At 63.6% G+C, this 15,734-nt stretch carries 13 protein-coding genes; 1 reads left to right on the top strand and 12 read right to left on the bottom strand.

All coding sequences use genetic code 11. The features are described from left to right. On the bottom strand, positions 1–897 hold the full coding sequence (cysM, locus tag DFO68_RS05110) for a cysteine synthase CysM (RefSeq protein WP_133482600.1): 897 nt from the start codon (positions 895–897) through the stop codon (positions 1–3). 117 nt (positions 898–1,014) lie between these two features. Between cysM and DFO68_RS05105 the strand changes: the two genes are divergently transcribed. Then, entirely contained in the window at positions 1,015–3,744 is a 2,730-nt protein-coding gene (locus DFO68_RS05105) for an ATP-binding protein (RefSeq protein ID WP_133482599.1), read from the top strand. On the opposite strand, the gene DFO68_RS05100 is transcribed toward DFO68_RS05105, so the two are convergent. The 11 genes from DFO68_RS05100 to DFO68_RS05050 form a co-directional block, all read right to left on the bottom strand. Continuing rightward, positions 3,684–4,061, bottom strand: a complete 378-nt coding sequence (locus tag DFO68_RS05100; RefSeq protein WP_133482598.1) for a holo-ACP synthase — start codon at positions 4,059–4,061, stop codon at positions 3,684–3,686. The two genes, DFO68_RS05105 and DFO68_RS05100, sit on opposite strands and share 61 nt — an antisense overlap. After that, positions 4,058–4,858 (bottom strand): pyridoxine 5'-phosphate synthase, encoded by an 801-nt coding sequence (gene pdxJ, locus DFO68_RS05095; RefSeq protein ID WP_133482597.1) that lies wholly within the window; start codon positions 4,856–4,858, stop codon positions 4,058–4,060. Before pdxJ ends, DFO68_RS05100 begins: the two co-directional genes overlap by 4 nt. Before the next feature lie 96 nt (positions 4,859–4,954). Further along, entirely contained in the window at positions 4,955–5,656 is a 702-nt protein-coding gene (gene recO / locus DFO68_RS05090; RefSeq protein ID WP_133482596.1) for a DNA repair protein RecO, read from the bottom strand. Next, positions 5,657–6,556: a GTPase Era gene (gene era / locus DFO68_RS05085; protein ID WP_133482595.1), complete on the bottom strand. Its 900-nt coding sequence runs from the start codon at positions 6,554–6,556 to the stop codon at positions 5,657–5,659. Beyond that, the gene (gene rnc / locus DFO68_RS05080) at positions 6,553–7,260 is read right to left on the bottom strand and encodes a ribonuclease III (RefSeq protein ID WP_133482594.1); all 708 of its coding nucleotides are present in this window, start codon (positions 7,258–7,260) and stop codon (positions 6,553–6,555) included. Before rnc ends, era begins: the two co-directional genes overlap by 4 nt. Positions 7,261–7,353: 93 nt before the next feature. Continuing rightward, on the bottom strand, positions 7,354–8,157 hold the full coding sequence (gene lepB / locus DFO68_RS05075) for a signal peptidase I (protein ID WP_133482593.1): 804 nt from the start codon (positions 8,155–8,157) through the stop codon (positions 7,354–7,356). Positions 8,158–8,171: 14 nt separating this feature from the next. Next, complete coding sequence (gene lepA, locus DFO68_RS05070) at positions 8,172–9,989, bottom strand: translation elongation factor 4 (protein WP_133482592.1); 1,818 nt, start codon at positions 9,987–9,989, stop codon at positions 8,172–8,174. A gap of 383 nt (positions 9,990–10,372) precedes the next feature. Next, the gene (locus DFO68_RS05065; protein WP_133482591.1) at positions 10,373–11,764 is read right to left on the bottom strand and encodes a hypothetical protein; all 1,392 of its coding nucleotides are present in this window, start codon (positions 11,762–11,764) and stop codon (positions 10,373–10,375) included. Positions 11,765–12,435: 671 nt separating this feature from the next. Next, a complete protein-coding gene (locus tag DFO68_RS05060) occupies positions 12,436–13,857 on the bottom strand; it encodes a DegQ family serine endoprotease (protein WP_133482590.1) in 1,422 nt (473 codons plus the stop codon). A 76-nt stretch (positions 13,858–13,933) separates the two neighbouring features. Beyond that, complete coding sequence (locus DFO68_RS05055; protein WP_133482589.1) at positions 13,934–14,950, bottom strand: MucB/RseB C-terminal domain-containing protein; 1,017 nt, start codon at positions 14,948–14,950, stop codon at positions 13,934–13,936. Then, the gene (locus DFO68_RS05050) at positions 14,950–15,663 is read right to left on the bottom strand and encodes a sigma-E factor negative regulatory protein (RefSeq protein WP_133482588.1); all 714 of its coding nucleotides are present in this window, start codon (positions 15,661–15,663) and stop codon (positions 14,950–14,952) included. Before DFO68_RS05050 ends, DFO68_RS05055 begins: the two co-directional genes overlap by 1 nt. Positions 15,664–15,734 lie beyond the last annotated feature (71 nt).

Genomic DNA, 15,734 nt, shown 5'->3' with positions numbered 1-15,734 from the left:
TCAGCGCTCCGGGGCGAACAGCCCGGTGGAGAGATAGCGGTCGCCGCGGTCGCAGACGATGAAGGCGATCACTGCGTTCTCGACCTCGGCGGCGATCCGCAGTGCCCCGGCGAGCGCTCCGCCGGATGATACGCCGGACAGCATGCCCTCCTCGCGCGCCAGGCGACGCATGTGCTCCTCGGCCTCGTGCTGGCCGATGTCCAGCACCCGGTCAACACGGCTCGGCTCGAAGATGCTCGGCAGGTATTCGGGCGGCCAGCGGCGGATGCCGGCGATGCTAGCGCCATCCTCGGGCTGCAGGCCGATGATCTGCACCTCGGGGTTACGCTCCTTGAGATAGCGCGACACGCCCATGATGGTACCGGTGGTGCCCATCGAGCTAATGAAGTGGGTGATGGTGCCGTCGGTCTGCTCCCAGAGCTCCGGGCCGGTAGTGCGATAGTGCGCCAGGGGGTTGTCCGGGTTGGCGAACTGGTTCAGCGGCTTGCCCTCATCGCGGGCGATCATCGCCTCGGCGAGGTCACGGGCCTCTTCCATGCCGCCTTGCTTGCTCACCTCGATCAGTTCGGCACCGAAGGCGGCCATGGCCTGCTTGCGCTCGGCGGAGGCGCTTTCCGGCATGATCAGCACCATGCGATAGCCCATGATGGCCGCCACCATGGCCAGGGCGATTCCGGTGTTGCCGGAGGTCGCCTCGATCAGGGTATCGCCGGGTGAGATCTCGCCGCGGGTTTCGGCCTCCTGGAGCATGCAGAGGGCTGGCCGATCCTTGACCGAGCCGGCGGGATTGTTGCCCTCCAGCTTGGCCAGCAGGGTATTGCCGCGTCCGGCGGTGATGCGCTTGAGGCGGACCAGCGGCGTGTGGCCGACAGTCTCCTCGAGAGTGGGGAAATGCATGTAATCTTCCTGATGGAAATGCCTTTTCGCATTATATCTCTGCCGCTGCGCACAGGACAGGCATCCGAGCTTGCTGTGGCATACTGGACACCGTTTCGCCGCCCGACGAGCCCGCCGATGTCGCTCAAGACCCGACTGATGCTGATGATCCTCGGCCTGCCGCTGCTGTTGCTGACGCTGCTGGTCGGCACGGCATTGACCCTCGAGGATCACCAGCGCCATGCGACACTTCGCGACCAGCTGACGCAAGAAGTCGAGCGGCTCGCGCCGTCCCTGAGCGACGCCCTGGCGCGAGAAAATAGCCCGATATTGTCACGTCTGGTGGACAGCTTGCTGGCGCTGCCGCATGTTCAGGCGGTGAGCCTGCGGAATGACCGGGGCACACCCCTGCTTGAGCGGGGCATGATCCATGACCTCCCGGCGTCAACCGCCCCCGGCACGATACGCTTGCGGGAAGACGGCCGCCGCTGGCTGCTGCAGGCGCCGCTGACCGATGACGCAAAGGAAACGGTCTGGCTGGAGCTGGTCATCGACACCACGCCCCTGCTGATGACCCGCTATCGTCAGCTGGCCAGTAGCGGTCTGGTGCTAATGCTCGCCGGCCTGCTGCTGTTCCTGGCTGCCTATCTCACCACGCGACGTCTATGCCAGCCGCTGGAGGAAGCCAATCGCTGCCTGGATCGTCTGGCCCTCGGGAGGGTACCCGAACGGCTGACGATTCCCCCAGCCCAGGAGCTCGCCCCGCTGGCCCGGCGCATCAATGAGCTGGCCGATCACATCGAGACGGCCAGGCAGGAGAGGCAGGCCCAGATCGAGCAGGCCACCAACAAGCTCCAAAGATCCATGGAGACCATTGAGGTCCAGAACATCGAGCTGGACCTGGCCCACCGCCGGGCCCTTGAGGCCAACCGCGTCAAGTCGGAGTTTTTGGCCAACATGAGCCACGAGATCCGCACTCCCCTCAACGGTATCGTCGGCTTCTGTCGGCTGCTGGGACGCTCGCAGCTGGAACCGCGCCAGCGGGAATGGCTGGATCAGATGCAGCGGGCCTGCGACAACCTGCTGATGCTGGTCAACGATGTGCTGGACTTCTCCAAACTGGAGGCCGGCCGGGTGGAGCTCGAGACCCTGCCGCTGGACATGGTCGCCCTGGTCGATGAAGTGCTCGGCCTGCAGGCCCCGCTGAGCCAGCAGAAGGGGCTGCAGCTGCTCGGCCTGGTCTACGACGATGTGCCGGCCAACCTCCAGGGCGACCCGATGCGCATCCGCCAGGTGCTTACCAACCTGGTCAACAATGCCATCAAGTTCACCGACCAGGGCGAGGTGATCGTAAGGGTCATGCTGGAAGAGGCCGAGGCGGGTCGGATGGTGCTTCAAGTCAGCGTCAGCGACACCGGCATGGGCTTGAGCGAGGAGGCCCGCCGACGATTGTTCCAGGCTTTCCAGCAGGCCGACATCAGCCATCACAGGGAGTTCGGCGGCACTGGCCTGGGGCTGGCCATCTGTCGCCAGCTGGTCGAGCAGATGGGCGGGGAGATCGATGTCAAGAGCGTGCCTGGCCAGGGTTCGACCTTCTTCTTCATGCTGCCGCTGTGGGGCACTGCGGCGTCCGAGCGCGCCCCGGAACTCGTGCTGAGAGGAGAGCTCATCGCGATCGATGAACCTCATTCGCCCACGCGTCGCGCCCTCAAGCATCTGATGACCCGCTGGGGAGCCCGCGTGACGACGCAGGCGAATGCCTGGCTCGAGGAGCAGCCTGTCGCGCTGGTCGTGGCGGGAATCTGCCACGAGGACCTCGATGAGGCGAGTCTTGCGCGATGGCAGCGCCGGCTGGACAAGCTGAACTGCCCTGCCCTGCTGCTGGTCAATGCCAGCCCCCTCGACCTGCCGCCGCTGCCGCTGCCGCATGGTGGCGAGGTGCTGGGCAAGCCGATCTCCCGCTCGGCGCTGGCCGATGCGCTGGTCCGCCAGCTGCACGTAACACCGCGGGCCCTGCCGACAGCTGCGCAGCGCCAACCGATCTCACTGCCGGCCCGGCTGCTGGTCGTCGACGATACGGCGTCCAATCGGTTGCTGCTAGGCGAGCTGCTGGCCGGGCCCAAACTCACGTTGACCCAGGCGGCAAGTGGCGAGGAAGCCCTGGCGCTGGCGCAGACGCGGGAGTTCGATATGGTACTGATGGACATTCGCATGGCCGGCATGGATGGCATGGAGGCGAGCCGTGCACTGAGACGACTGGGAGGCGTCTGGCATCGGGTTCCCATCATCGCCGTCACCGCGCATCTTCAGGGAGAGCAGCAGCGGCGGCTGCGCGAGAACGGACTCGATGACGTGCTGATCAAGCCGCTGCAACCCCAGCGCCTTGCCCACCTGCTGGAGAAGCACCTGGGCATCGTGCTGCCAACGCGGCCGACGGAGGATGAGCCATCGACGCAGGATGCTCCCCAAGCACAGGATCCCGAACTGCCCGTGGTCGACCTGGAGCTGGGTATTCGCCTGGCCGGTGGACGCGAGCCCCTCGCCCGCCAACTGCTGGAAACATTGGCCGACTCCCTGCCCGGCAGCGAGGCAGCCATCCGTGACGCCGTCGCGCATAACGACGAAGTCGTCCTGCTCGATGCCCTGCATGCCCTCAATGGGGCCTGTCGCTATTGCGGCACCCCCCGCCTGGGGCTGCTGGCAGAAACTCTCGAGACCCGTCTGCGCTCACGAGGCTTCTCCGCCGTGGTGGCATGGCTGCCCGACCTCTATGCTGCCATGGGCGAACTGTGTGACTGGCAGGCCGCTCAGCCCTCGAGCACCACGAAGGCCACCGCGAGGGCCGCCTCATCGGAGAGCGACAGGTGAAGCGACCTGACGCCGGCCGCCTCGGCCAGCTCCTGGGCCTTGCCGGAGAGGACCAGGGCAGGACGTCCCAGGGCATCGTTGACGACCTGGATCTCGGTCCAGCGCATGCCCCGGCGCAGGCCGGTGCCGAGCGCCTTGACGAAGGCCTCCTTGGCGGCAAAGCGCTTGGCCAGAAAGGCCGCGGGCAGCACATGGCCGTGGAGCCGCTCGCGCTCCCGCTCACCCAGCAGGCGCTGCGCGAAACGCTCGCCATGGCGTGCCATGCCTTGCTCGAAACGGGCCACCCGGGCGATATCGGTGCCGATTCCAATGATCATCGGCAGCAGCTGGCCGGGTCGCCATGCTCGTGGTCATGGGCCTCGAGGGCGGCCACAAAGCCCGCCTCCTGTCCGGCGATCGCCAGTCGCTTCATTTCGGCCACGGCCTCCTTGAGGCCGACGAAGAGTGCCCGGGCGATGATCGCATGGCCGATGTTGAGCTCGTGAAGACCGGGCAGCGCGGCGATCGCCTCGACGTTGTGGTAGTGGAGGCCGTGGCCGGCATTCACGGTAAGACCCAGCTCAAGCGCCATTTCGACGGCGGCGGCAAGCCGGGCATGCTCGCGGCGGGCGGCCTCGCCCGTCGCCTCGGCGTAAGCCCCCGTGTGCAACTCGATCACCGGGGCGCCAGCCCGGGCGGCCGCCTCGATCTGGACAGGCTCAGGATCGATGAACAGCGACACCTCGCAGGCCACGGCGGTCAGCCGGCGGCATGCCGCGGCGACGGCCGCAAAGCTCCCCACCACGTCAAGCCCGCCCTCGGTGGTCAGCTCCTCGCGCTTCTCGGGCACCAGGCAGACATGGGCCGGACGGATCGTCTCGGCAAGCACAAGCATCTCCTCGATCACCGCCATCTCGAGGTTCATACGGGTATTGAGGACCTCAGCCAGCAGGCGAACATCGCGCTCCTGGATGTGGCGACGGTCCTCGCGCAGATGCACGGTGATGCCGTCGGCGCCGGCCTCCTCGGCGAGCAGCGCCGCCTGAACCGGGTCTGGATAGCGAGTGCCACGGGCCTGACGCAGAGTGGCAATATGGTCGATGTTGACGCCGAGCAGGATACGCGGGGGGTGCATGGGACCTCCTTCGGTAAGCCGTAAGCCGTAAGCCGTAAGCCGTAAGCCGTGATGCTGCCACCCATATCACTAATGGCAAGGATTTTTTCTTACCGCTTACCGCTCCCGGCCAAGCCGGGCCTCGACGAGCTGACGCATCAGCTCGCGGGAGCGCAATGGACGGCTGCCAAGCAGCGGGGCCAATGCTGCCCGGGTGACCGCCTTGGCGGGGCCGGCCAGCCCGGGTTCGGCCCAGTCGCCGTGGGCCAGTAGCCGCAGGGTTCGCCCGTCGATGCCGCCCTCGTCGGCCACGAAGGCCCGCGTGGCCGGATCGAGCAAATAGCGACATTGGGGATCAAGCTCGCTCCCTTCGGGATCGGTGAACCGCGGCCCGCCATCCAGCGCCTCGAGCACCGCCACCTCGAGCCGACGCAGCGCCCCGCTGCGCCCATCGGGCCGCGGCAATGCCTCGAGCATGGTGGTGTAGAAGGCGAAGACCTCGGCAACCGGCAGCTCTATGGGCAGCACGCGGGTCAACAACTCGTTGGCATAGAGGCCGCACAGCAACCCCTCGCCGGCGAGCAGAGCCACGCTGCCGTGCCCCTCCATCAAGCGCAGGCGCTTTAGCTCGCCCTCGCCGACCCAGGTGACATGCAGCGGGGCAAAGGGCTGCAGCCGGCCTCGCGAACGTGACCCGGGACGCTGGATGCCCTGGGCCACGGCCCTGACGCGTCCGCAATGGAGCGTCAGCAGCTCCACCAGGGCGCTGGTTTCGCGGTAGGGCCGCTTGTGCAGCAGGAAGGCCGGTTCAGGTTGCATCTAATCCAGGTCGTAGCCGAGACTTTTCAGTGCGCGCTCGTCGTCAGACCAGCCACGCTTGACCTTGACCCAGAGGTTGAGCATCACCTTGGTGCCCAGGGCACGCTCCATGTCGAGGCGTGCCTCACGACCGATGCTCTTGATGCGCTCACCATTCTCGCCGATCAGGATCTTCTTCTGGCCGTCCCGTTCGACGAGGATTAACGCGCTGATATGCACGACGCGTCCCTCGTCGCGGAACTCCTCGATTTCCACAGTCATCTGGTAGGGCAGCTCGTCGCCGAGCTGACGCGTCACCTTCTCGCGCACCAGCTCAGCGGTCAGGAAGCGCTGGCTCTTGTCGGTGATCTGATCGGCAGGGAAAAAGTGAACGCTCTCAGGCAGATGCTTGGCGACCTCGGCCTCGAGCTCGGCCACGTTGGAGCCCTGCTTGGCGGAGATCGGCACGATGGCGGCGAAGTCACGGCGCGCGCCGAGTCCTTGCAGCCAGGGCAGCAGGCTGGCCTTGTCCTGCAGGCGGTCGACCTTGTTGACGGCCAGGATCACCGGCGCCGCGACGTGCTCAAGGCGCTGCAGCACCACCTGATCCTCGTCGCTCCAGCGGGTCCGGTCGATGATAAAGACCACGCAGTCCACGTCCCGCAGCGCCTGGACGGCGGCCTGGTTCATGAAGTGGTTGATCGCCTTGTTGCGATCGCGGGTCTGGATATGGATACCGGGGGTATCGACGTAGATGAACTGGACCTCTCCTTCGGTCTTGATGCCCATCACCTGGTGGCGGGTGGTCTGGGGTCGTCGTGAGGTGATCGAGACCTTCTGGCCGAGGATCCGGTTCAGCAGCGTCGACTTGCCGACATTGGGACGGCCGACAATGGCTACGAAACCGCAGGTGGAGGTCATGGGCGTGTCCCTTGGCGGTTGTCTGGCTTGGCTGGTTCGAGGCGCGCCAGTGCCTGGGCGGCGGCCTGCTGCTCGGCATGGCGTCGGCTCGCTCCGATGCCGAGGGTGTGCTCCTCGAGCACCTCGACATGGCACTCGACCGTGAAGGTCTGGGCATGGGCCTCGCCCTCCACCGAGGTCACCTCGTAGCGCGGCAGGGGCACCTGACGCGACTGCAGGAACTCCTGCAGTCGGGTCTTGGGGTCCTTCTGGGTATCCTTAAGGCTGATAGCCTCCAGCCGTTCGGCATACCAGGAGAGCACTCGGGCCCGGGCAATTTCCATGCCGGCATCGAGGTAGATGGCCCCAAGCACGGCCTCGACGGCATCGGCGAGAATCGATTCACGCCGGTGGCCACCGCTCTTCAACTCGCCCGACCCCAGACGCAGACATTCGCCGAAGGCCATCTCACGGGCCAGCTCGGCCAGCGTCTGCCCCTTGACCAGGCGCGCGCGCAGCCGTGACAGCTGCCCCTCACGAGCCTGGGGAAAGCGCTGGAAAAGTGCCTCGGCGATGATGAAGTTGACGATGGAATCGCCAAGGAACTCGAGGCGTTCGTTGTTCTGGCCGCCGTAGCTGCGATGGGTCATGGCCAGTTCGAGCAGACCGGGGTCGGCGAATGTATGGCCGATGCGGCGACTGAAGGCGTTGAGAGAGTTGCTCACGACGCTCCTGACTGGTGGGTGACGGGAGTGGCGGTGCCAGGCAAGCCAGTAACTGGCGATTTGCGCCGGCTGCTGTAAACGATCCTGACCGCCCTATTGAATAAGGCGCACACTGGTGAAGCTCGGCAATCCACCATCCCAGTGCATCCAGACGGCGAAGGCTTGGCCGACGATGTTGGCCTCCGGTACAAAGCCCCAGTAGCGGCTGTCGTTGGAGTGGTCACGGTTGTCGCCCATCATGAAGTAGTGTCCCTGCGGCACCACCAGCTCGGGCATCTGGGGACCGGGGGTCAAAGGATTATTGTAGATAGCATGCTTCGTGTCGCCCAGCTGTTCGGATAGCAGAAGCTCAGTGGGAGCCTTGATAGGGCCCGCTTCGAGCAACCGCTTGGGCACCGCCTCGCCGTTGATGAAAAGTTGCTTGTCCTCATAGCGAATCCGGTCGCCTGGCAGGCCCACTACCCGTTTGATGAAGTTCACCGATGGCTCGTCGGGAAAGCGAAATACCATGACGTCGCCTCGTTCGGGCTCGCCCAGATCAAGGATCTGGGTATGCACCACCGGCAGGCGCAGACCATAGGCGAACTTGTTGACCAGGATGAAATCGCCGACCTCCAGGGTGGGGCGCATCGAACCGGACGGAATCTGGAAGGGTTCGACCACGAAGCTGCGCAGTACCAGTACCACCAGCAGCACCGGGAAGAAGGAACGGGCATAGTCCACCGGCCACGGCTCCTTCAGCGCCTTCTCGCGGGCCCGCTCACTGAGTCCCTCGGTGGTACCGGCCTCGACCGTGGCCAGACGCTGTCGACGGGCAGGACGCCACCAGAGCAGGTCGAGCAGCCAGATCAAGCCGGAGACGGCCACCGCCGCCACCAGCATCAGAGCAAAATCCATGTGTTTATCCGTTCCTAGTCATTGACCCTGAGCACGGCGAGGAAGGCATCCTGAGGAATCTCTACCCGGCCGACCTGCTTCATGCGTTTCTTGCCCGCCTTTTGCTTCTCGAGCAGCTTCTTCTTGCGGCTGACGTCGCCGCCATAGCACTTGGCGGTGACATTCTTGCGCAATGCCTTGACGGTGGAACGCGCCACCACCTGGCCACCGATGGCCGCCTGGATGGCCACATCGAACATCTGCCGCGGGATAAGCTCCTTCATCTTTTCCACCAGCAGGCGGCCGCGACTGTGGGCATGGTCGCGATGAATGATCACCGCCAAGGCATCCACCCGGTCACCGTTGATCAGCACATCCAGGCGCACCAGCTTGGCCGCCTGGAAACGCTCGAAGTTGTACTCAAGCGACGCATAGCCCTTGGAGATGGACTTGAGGCGATCGAAGAAGTCCATCACCACCTCGCTCATCGGCAGCTCGTAGGTGAGCTGGATCTGGCTGCCGAGGAACTGCATGTCGAGCTGAGTGCCGCGACGCTGCTCGCACTCGGTGATGACATTGCCGACGAACTCCTGGGGCACCAGGATACTGGCACGCACGATGGGCTCGCGCATCTCCTCGACGTCTGCCATGTCGGGCAGCTTAGAAGGGTTGGCGACGTAGCTGACCGTGCCGTTCTTCATGGCTAGCTCGTAGACCACGGTGGGCGCCGTGGTCAGCAGGTCTAGGTCGTACTCTCGCTCAAGGCGCTCCTGGACGATCTCCATGTGCAGAGTACCGAGGAAACCGACGCGGAAGCCGAATCCCAGGGCGTCGGAGTTCTCCGGCTCATAGTCCAGCGAGGCGTCGTTGAGCGCCAGCTTCTCCAGGGCGTCGCGGAAATCCTCGTAGTCGTCAGCACTGACCGGGAACATGCCGGCGTAGACTTGCGGCTTGACCTTCTGGAAGCCGGGCAGGCGCGGCACGTCCGAGGTCTTGGTGTGGGTGATGGTATCCCCTACCGGCGCACCATGGATCTCCTTGATGCCCGCCACGATGAAGCCCACCTCGCCGGCGCACAGGATACCCGTCTCGCGGCGCAATGGCGTGAAGATGCCTACCTCGTTGACCTGCCAGTCACCGCCGGTGGACTTGATGCGGATCTTTTCCCCCTTCTTCAAGGTGCCATCAAAGAGCCGCACCAGAGAAACAACGCCCAGGTAATTGTCAAACCAGGAGTCGATGATCAGCGCCTGGAGGGGCGCCTCGGCATTCCCCTTGGGGGGCGGAATATCACGCACCAGGCGTTCAAGCAAGGCAGCGATGCCCATCCCGCTCTTGGCCGATACCTGGCAGGCATCGGTGGCGTCCAAGCCGATGATCTCCTCAATCTCGTGGGCGACCTTGTCCGGGTCGGCCTGGGGCAGGTCCATCTTGTTGAGCACCGGCAACACCTCGAGGCCCTGCTCGATGGCGGTATAGCAGTTGGCCACCGACTGCGCCTCGACCCCCTGGCCGGCATCGACCACCAGTAGCGCCCCTTCGCAGGCATACAGCGAGCGCGATACCTCGTAGGAGAAGTCGACGTGGCCTGGCGTGTCGATGAAGTTCAGCTGGTAGGTGTTGCCGTCCTGGGCATGGTAGTCCAGCGTCACCGACTGCGCCTTGATGGTAATGCCACGCTCACGCTCGAGGTCCATGGAGTCAAGCACTTGCTCCTTGAGCTCGCGCTCGGTCAGCCCACCGCAGGTCTGAATCAAACGATCGGCCAGCGTCGACTTGCCGTGGTCGATGTGCGCGATGATCGAGAAATTCCGTATATTGCTGATCTCTTTACGGTTTTCGCTATTAGTCATGCATGGAATCCGGTTCATGTACGCACCCATATACCAGCTGGGCAGGTACCCGAGCGAGCGCGAAAATCAAAGTGTTGGCATTGTACAGCGAGGAGACGGGGTTGTCGTCAGACAAGGCCACGCCCATTCTGACCACCGGTCAGAGAACCGCTGACCCAAGCAGTGTCGACCGCAAGCGCGCAGCGGCTGATGCGCAGCATGGGCTTGCCGGCATGGCGCCAGGACAGATGACCGACGGCCGCACCCCGATCACAAGCTCTATCCCTAGCTGCCGCCTGATGTGTCGGTCACGCAACCGAACCGGGTATGGAGCACGAATATGATCTGTCTTCAGCTGGCGACAGCAGCATGCCAAATCCCAGCTAAAGATATTTCTCGGCGGATCAAAAGTTGATCCCGAAGTGAGTCATATAGCTGGTATGCCAATCGTTATCCACCGGTGAACCGAAGTAGTTCAGACCGTTCTTGTTGGTCACGATATCGAACCAGGCATAGTAAGGCCCGGCCGTCAGCTTGAAACCCAAGTCGTTGAGCTGGGGATCACCCATATCGCCAAATCCGCCGTTGATGGGCGAATAGTCGCCATCCGGGCTGATATAGCTGTAATCGTTGTAGAGATAAAGGTTCTTAACCGGGCCCCAATCGACATCCATGCTGTAGGCCAGACTGGCGGAATACATCTGCCCCTTGGCTGGAATCAAGTAGTTAAAATCAAACGCCCCGACCTGGATGGCATTGTTGGAGATACCCGTTTCGGATTCGTCAGGGTTCTGTGCATGGTATGCATATGCCGTGGCCTGCAGCAGGGTGCTCCAGTTGCCATAGTTTCCACTCAGGCCCAGTGCCGTGGCCCAGTTATCGCCGCTGTCATGGGTCTGTTCGTTGTAAAGCTGGCCACCCCTGGCGGAGAAGTTGATCTCGGTGGTGTAATCGGTGTCGTAACCAAAAATGTAAGCGATGCGCGCAGCGAGCTGATTTTCGGACTTATTGCCCTGCTCACCGTAATCGGTGCCGCCAGGCGGGTTGGCACCGTAGCTATTATTGGTGCTTCCCAGCTGGTTATTCTTGAAAAATGCCAGGTCAGTGTTCCAGGCACCCGCATCGTGGTGCCACTTGAGCCCCACATTCTGGTTGTCATTGAAACCCGCCAGATAGGGCAGGTTACCATACCAGCCAAGATAGCCGTAATCCATGTTGCCGAATGGCGCCTGAACCAGACCCAGCTTGAGAGTATTGGCATCGTTGAGCTGGTAACCCAGCCAGCCATGATGCAGGAAGCGGTAGCCATCATAGAAACGATACTGGAACGAGTAGATCAGATTGTCGACCGAACCATCAGCGCCCAGAATCAACTTGCCAAATTCTATGTCACCACCGGTCTCCTTGTCGGTCTCATCCCAATCGTTGATGTTGTGCGCAAATTCAAGCGTCCCGCTGATCTGGGTCTGCTGCATCTTTTCGAGAATCGTTCTGTTCTCTTGCGCCAGGCTCTGCTCATCGCTGGCCGGCCCGCGGCCCTTCTCACCGGCGGTACTCTTGCCAGACGTCGTCTCCCCCTGCTCGACTACCCCGGCATTGCCGCTGGTTAACGGCTGACTGCCCTGCTGACTTTCCAGACGCTGCAGGCGAGCTTGTATCTCGTTGAGCTGCTGTCGCAACTGCTGAATGACCTGCTGCTGCTCGCTGCTGGTCTCCGCGAAGACGTAAGGTGCCGTGAAGGCGGTACTGGAGACACCCAGCACAATGGCCAGTGTCTTGAAGGTGATCCCATTCATGACCGTTCCCTAACATATATTGTATTGTTTAGGTGGGTATTTTTTAAGGCTTTGCGGCGATGACCCGATACCGCACGCGCCTCGGCAATCGACCGCGCGGCGCCAGCAGGCGTGGCTCGGACACGAGCAATGAGGCTCCATGCCGCCGTAGCAGGTGTGCCCACTCGACGCCGTTGCAACGTGCTGCTTCCATGTGCAATCCCCTTGGCTTCATGGACCCTTGAATGAACTGTAACATCCTAGAAGGAGAATAAACGCTCTAAAAGAGACTCTGTCAACGCCTTCGGTCACGCAACTCACGAGCGCATAACCGGCCAGCAAGCGGTGGATATTTCCAGCGACCTGGCGGGCGATTCCCTCATCATAAAGGCCGGCCTCTCCGTCAACACCGCTCGGCTGGAGCAAACAGTTACAGCTGACGCGCCATCCTTCATGCAGCAAGAAGCCAAGTTTCAAGCGGTATAAGTTGAATTGTCAGGGCGGGAAAAACTGAAGGAAGAGATGGTGCGGGAGGGTATTTTTGGCGGGTTATGGCTGGCTGTCGTCGATGGTCAATGGTCGATATGGGCGCCATGCTAGCGGGATGCGACTGCCAGATATAGCGACCCGACGGCAGGTGCCGTTGGGTCGCGCACTACGCGCACTAACAGTCGCCTGGCGCTGCGAGGCAATCAGTCGCTGGAAAGGCGCAGCGCCACGAACAGTGAGTGGCCGTCGCGGTAGAGACGCACCGGAATCGCCCGGTCCTCAGGCAGCTCGGCGACCAGCTCGGCCAGATGCTCCGGGCCCTCTACCGCACGATGGTCGATGCTGACCAGGATATCCCCGGCCCGGATGCCGGCCTCTGCCGCCGTACCGCGGGGATCGATCTCGCGTACCCGAACACCACCCTCGATACCGAGCTTGCGCTGCTCGGCGTCCGACAAGGGGCTCACTGCGATGCCCAACCGTGCCGGCGTGGGTTCTGCGTTCTGGGCGTTCGCCGAAGCATCCGCCGTGTCGGGCCAGTCACCCACGGTGACGGTCAGCTCGCGACGCTCGCCATTGCGCAGCAGCGTCAAGGTCACCTCGCTGCCCGGGCTGACTCGACCGATCAGACGCGGCAGCGTGCTGGAGCTCTCCACCGCCTCACCGTTCACCGCCAGAATGATGTCCCCGGCCTGAAGCCCGGCGCGAGCGGCCGGCCCCTGGGGATCGAGGTCGGCGATCAGCGCCCCCTCGGCAGTGTCCATGCCGAAGGATTCGGCCAGATCACGCGATACCGGCTGGATCATCACCCCCAGCCAGCCACGACGCACCTGGCCGTCACTGCGCAGCTGATCGGCCACGTCCATGGCCACGTTGATCGGGATTGCAAAGGAAAGCCCCATGAAGCCACCGCTGCGGGTGAAGATCTGGGAGTTGATGCCGACCACTTCGCCGTCCAGATTGAACAGCGGACCGCCGGAGTTGCCGGGGTTGATGGCCACATCGGTCTGGATGAAAGGCACGTAGGCGTCGCGCGGCAGGGTACGATCGATGGCACTGACGATGCCGGCCGTCACGGAGTGATCGAAGCCGAAGGGCGAGCCGATCGCGGCGACCCATTCGCCGACACGCAGCTTATCGGAGTCGCCCAAGGTGAGCGTCGACAGGTTGTTGGCGTCCACCTTGAGCAGAGCGATATCTGTCTTGGCATCGGACCCGATCAGCTCGGCCTGAAGCTCGCGCCGGTCGTTGAGGCGCACCAAGATCTCGTCCGCACCGTCCACCACGTGGGCGTTGGTCATGATGTAGCCATCCTCGTCGATGACGAAGCCCGAGCCCAGCGATTGACGCTCCTCACTACGCCCCGGGCCATTGCCAGGTGGCATCGGAATCCGGTCACCGAAGAAGTGACGAAAGATCTCGGGAATCTCCTGACCCCCAAAGTTATGAAAGGGCGACGCTTGGCGCTCCACTATCCGCGAGGTGGAGATGTTCACCACACCGGGCGCAGCCTGCTCAACCAGCTCAGTGAAGTCTGGCAGCTCACGAGCCATGGCGCTCTGCCAGCTGAGCAAGGCCGTGACGACCAGCATCCAGAGGGAAAAGTGTCGGGTCATGCGCTTCATGAAAGGCTCCTGCATCGACAAAAAATGGGAAGGTAAGCTAGGGCGCCCCCTAGATACCGCCTGGGTGACAAAAGGTTCACGGCACCTCGCCTTCACTGCCGGCGCCGTCGCTGCTTTTTCTGCCATCCTGCCACTCCACCGTATCGGCCACGCGCAGCAGAACGCCGGGCGGTAGCTCGCCCATCGCCATCACCTGGCGTAACTGGCCGCCGAGCTCCCTGTGACGAACCGCCGCATGGGAGGCGCCGAGACGATGCAGGCCCGGGATCAGCTGATCGGCGCCCTCCACGGGCTCCACGAACAGGCTGAGAGTCGCCAGGCCGTCACTGTAGACGCGGTGGGTGATGTCATCCCCCTGGCGAGCGCTGTGAGTCTCCACCGGTAGAGGGATGAAGCCGGTAGGCAGCCAGGCGGGTCGCCAGGGGTCATGCGGTCGGGGACGGCGTCGGTCGAGACCGATCTCGCCCTGGTAGAGCTGGGGTTGGTGCAGTTCGGTGATCTGGAAGGTTTCCACCACACGCCCCCGCTCGTCCAGCAGAACCTGCTTGAGCGGCAGCCCCGTGGCGGTATCAAGCCAGAAGCGATGGCCGTAGCGCAAGCCATCCAGGGATTCGATATCGAGACGGATGGTTGTGCGATTGGCCAGGCGCGCCTCACCACTCAACTGCAGGCGATAGAGACCATCAAGGTGTTCGGCGATGCCCGCCGGTGAGGCGGGGACCGGGGCATCACCCTCGGCCCAACTGAGGCGGCCGATACGCCCGCGACGTTCGAAGACTACCGGGGAACCATCCAGGAATTTAGCGACCTCGCGTTCGACCCCCTCCATGACGTCGTGGGAAAGTGCCACGGACCGTACTCCGTCGACACCGATGCGGACCGCCCGCGCCCGGAACTCATAACAGTGGTTGGCCCACAGGCTGCGCTCCAACCAACCCAGGGCGCTCTCCGGTGGCCCTTGCTCTGCGAGGCCCTGGCAGTCGAACCGCTCAGCCGCAGCGGATTGCGACTGAGCCACAGCCGCCACCGAGAGCGGCAACACGGCCGCGACCAGCATCCCGACGAAGGCGCGGGCCGGTCGACCCAGGCCCATCAGCGTTGCCCCAGGGACTCGCTGCCGGATGCACGCAGCAACGGCAACCAGGTATCACCGCTGCGATAAGCCGCACCCTGTGCATGGCGGTCCAGGTAGGATTGCAGCAACTGTGCCTGCTGCAGGTCGTCCCGAGCCGACTGGCGCGGGGAGAGGAACGGCGGTGACCGGAAATCCGCCCCTACCGTCATGGCCCCGCGGGCGTTACCCGGGGGCGTCTGCAAGAATGGCAGTTCCGGCAGGGTGGAGCGTCCCTCGAATCCCGAGGCTGCCAGCCCCGAGCCGCCGAATGCGGAAGGACTGGCGGCCTGCCGCGCATCCGCCGACGGGCCCTGCAAGGCCACCGAGGAAGGTGCCTGCTGCGAATCGAGACTGCCATTATAGAACTGCACACCGCTGATGACCATGAGGGTCACCGCCGCCGCAATGCCGGCACCGCGTGCCAGGGACACCGGCCGACCGGACGCTAGAGCGCCTTCTCCACGACGCGGCAATGGCTCGTCCTGCAGGCGTGCCATGATGCCTGCCGAAAGGTCGCTGGCGACATCGATGCCAGGTTCCCGTCGCAGCACACTACGCATCAAGTGATAGCGGCGCCAGATCTCGGCCACATCCGGAGCATCATCCAGGGACTTAAGCACTCGACGCAGCTCAAGCTCATCCCCTTCGTTATCCATCAGGGCAGAAAGCGATTCCCGTGCGTTGTGACTCATTCTTCACACCCTCATACTCGACAAGGCGACCCGAATCGGGTCATTCGACAGCCTATTGATCCGACATCGGC

Origin of the sequence: Halomonas ventosae (assembly GCF_004361885.1) — a bacterium.
Lineage (GTDB): Bacteria > Pseudomonadota > Gammaproteobacteria > Pseudomonadales > Halomonadaceae > Halomonas > Halomonas ventosae_C.
Note: the sequence above shows the minus strand (reverse complement) of the source record. Positions and strands in the feature narration are given on the sequence as shown.

Bases quoted from the DNA above. Each gene is read 5' to 3' on its own strand.
- cysM (WP_133482600.1), bottom strand. From the start codon at position 897: ATGCATTTCCCCACTCTCGAGGAGACTGTCGGCCACACGCCGCTGGTC.
- DFO68_RS05105 (WP_133482599.1), top strand. From the start codon at position 1,015: ATGTCGCTCAAGACCCGACTGATGCTGATGATCCTCGGCCTGCCGCTG.
- DFO68_RS05100 (WP_133482598.1), bottom strand. From the start codon at position 4,061: ATGATCATTGGAATCGGCACCGATATCGCCCGGGTGGCCCGTTTCGAG.
- pdxJ (WP_133482597.1), bottom strand. From the start codon at position 4,858: ATGCACCCCCCGCGTATCCTGCTCGGCGTCAACATCGACCATATTGCC.
- recO (WP_133482596.1), bottom strand. From the start codon at position 5,656: ATGCAACCTGAACCGGCCTTCCTGCTGCACAAGCGGCCCTACCGCGAA.
- era (WP_133482595.1), bottom strand. From the start codon at position 6,556: ATGACCTCCACCTGCGGTTTCGTAGCCATTGTCGGCCGTCCCAATGTC.
- lepB (WP_133482593.1), bottom strand. From the start codon at position 8,157: ATGGATTTTGCTCTGATGCTGGTGGCGGCGGTGGCCGTCTCCGGCTTG.
- lepA (WP_133482592.1), bottom strand. From the start codon at position 9,989: ATGACTAATAGCGAAAACCGTAAAGAGATCAGCAATATACGGAATTTC.
- DFO68_RS05065 (WP_133482591.1), bottom strand. From the start codon at position 11,764: ATGAATGGGATCACCTTCAAGACACTGGCCATTGTGCTGGGTGTCTCC.
- DFO68_RS05060 (WP_133482590.1), bottom strand. From the start codon at position 13,857: ATGAAGCGCATGACCCGACACTTTTCCCTCTGGATGCTGGTCGTCACG.
- DFO68_RS05055 (WP_133482589.1), bottom strand. From the start codon at position 14,950: ATGGGCCTGGGTCGACCGGCCCGCGCCTTCGTCGGGATGCTGGTCGCG.
- DFO68_RS05050 (WP_133482588.1), bottom strand. From the start codon at position 15,663: ATGAGTCACAACGCACGGGAATCGCTTTCTGCCCTGATGGATAACGAA.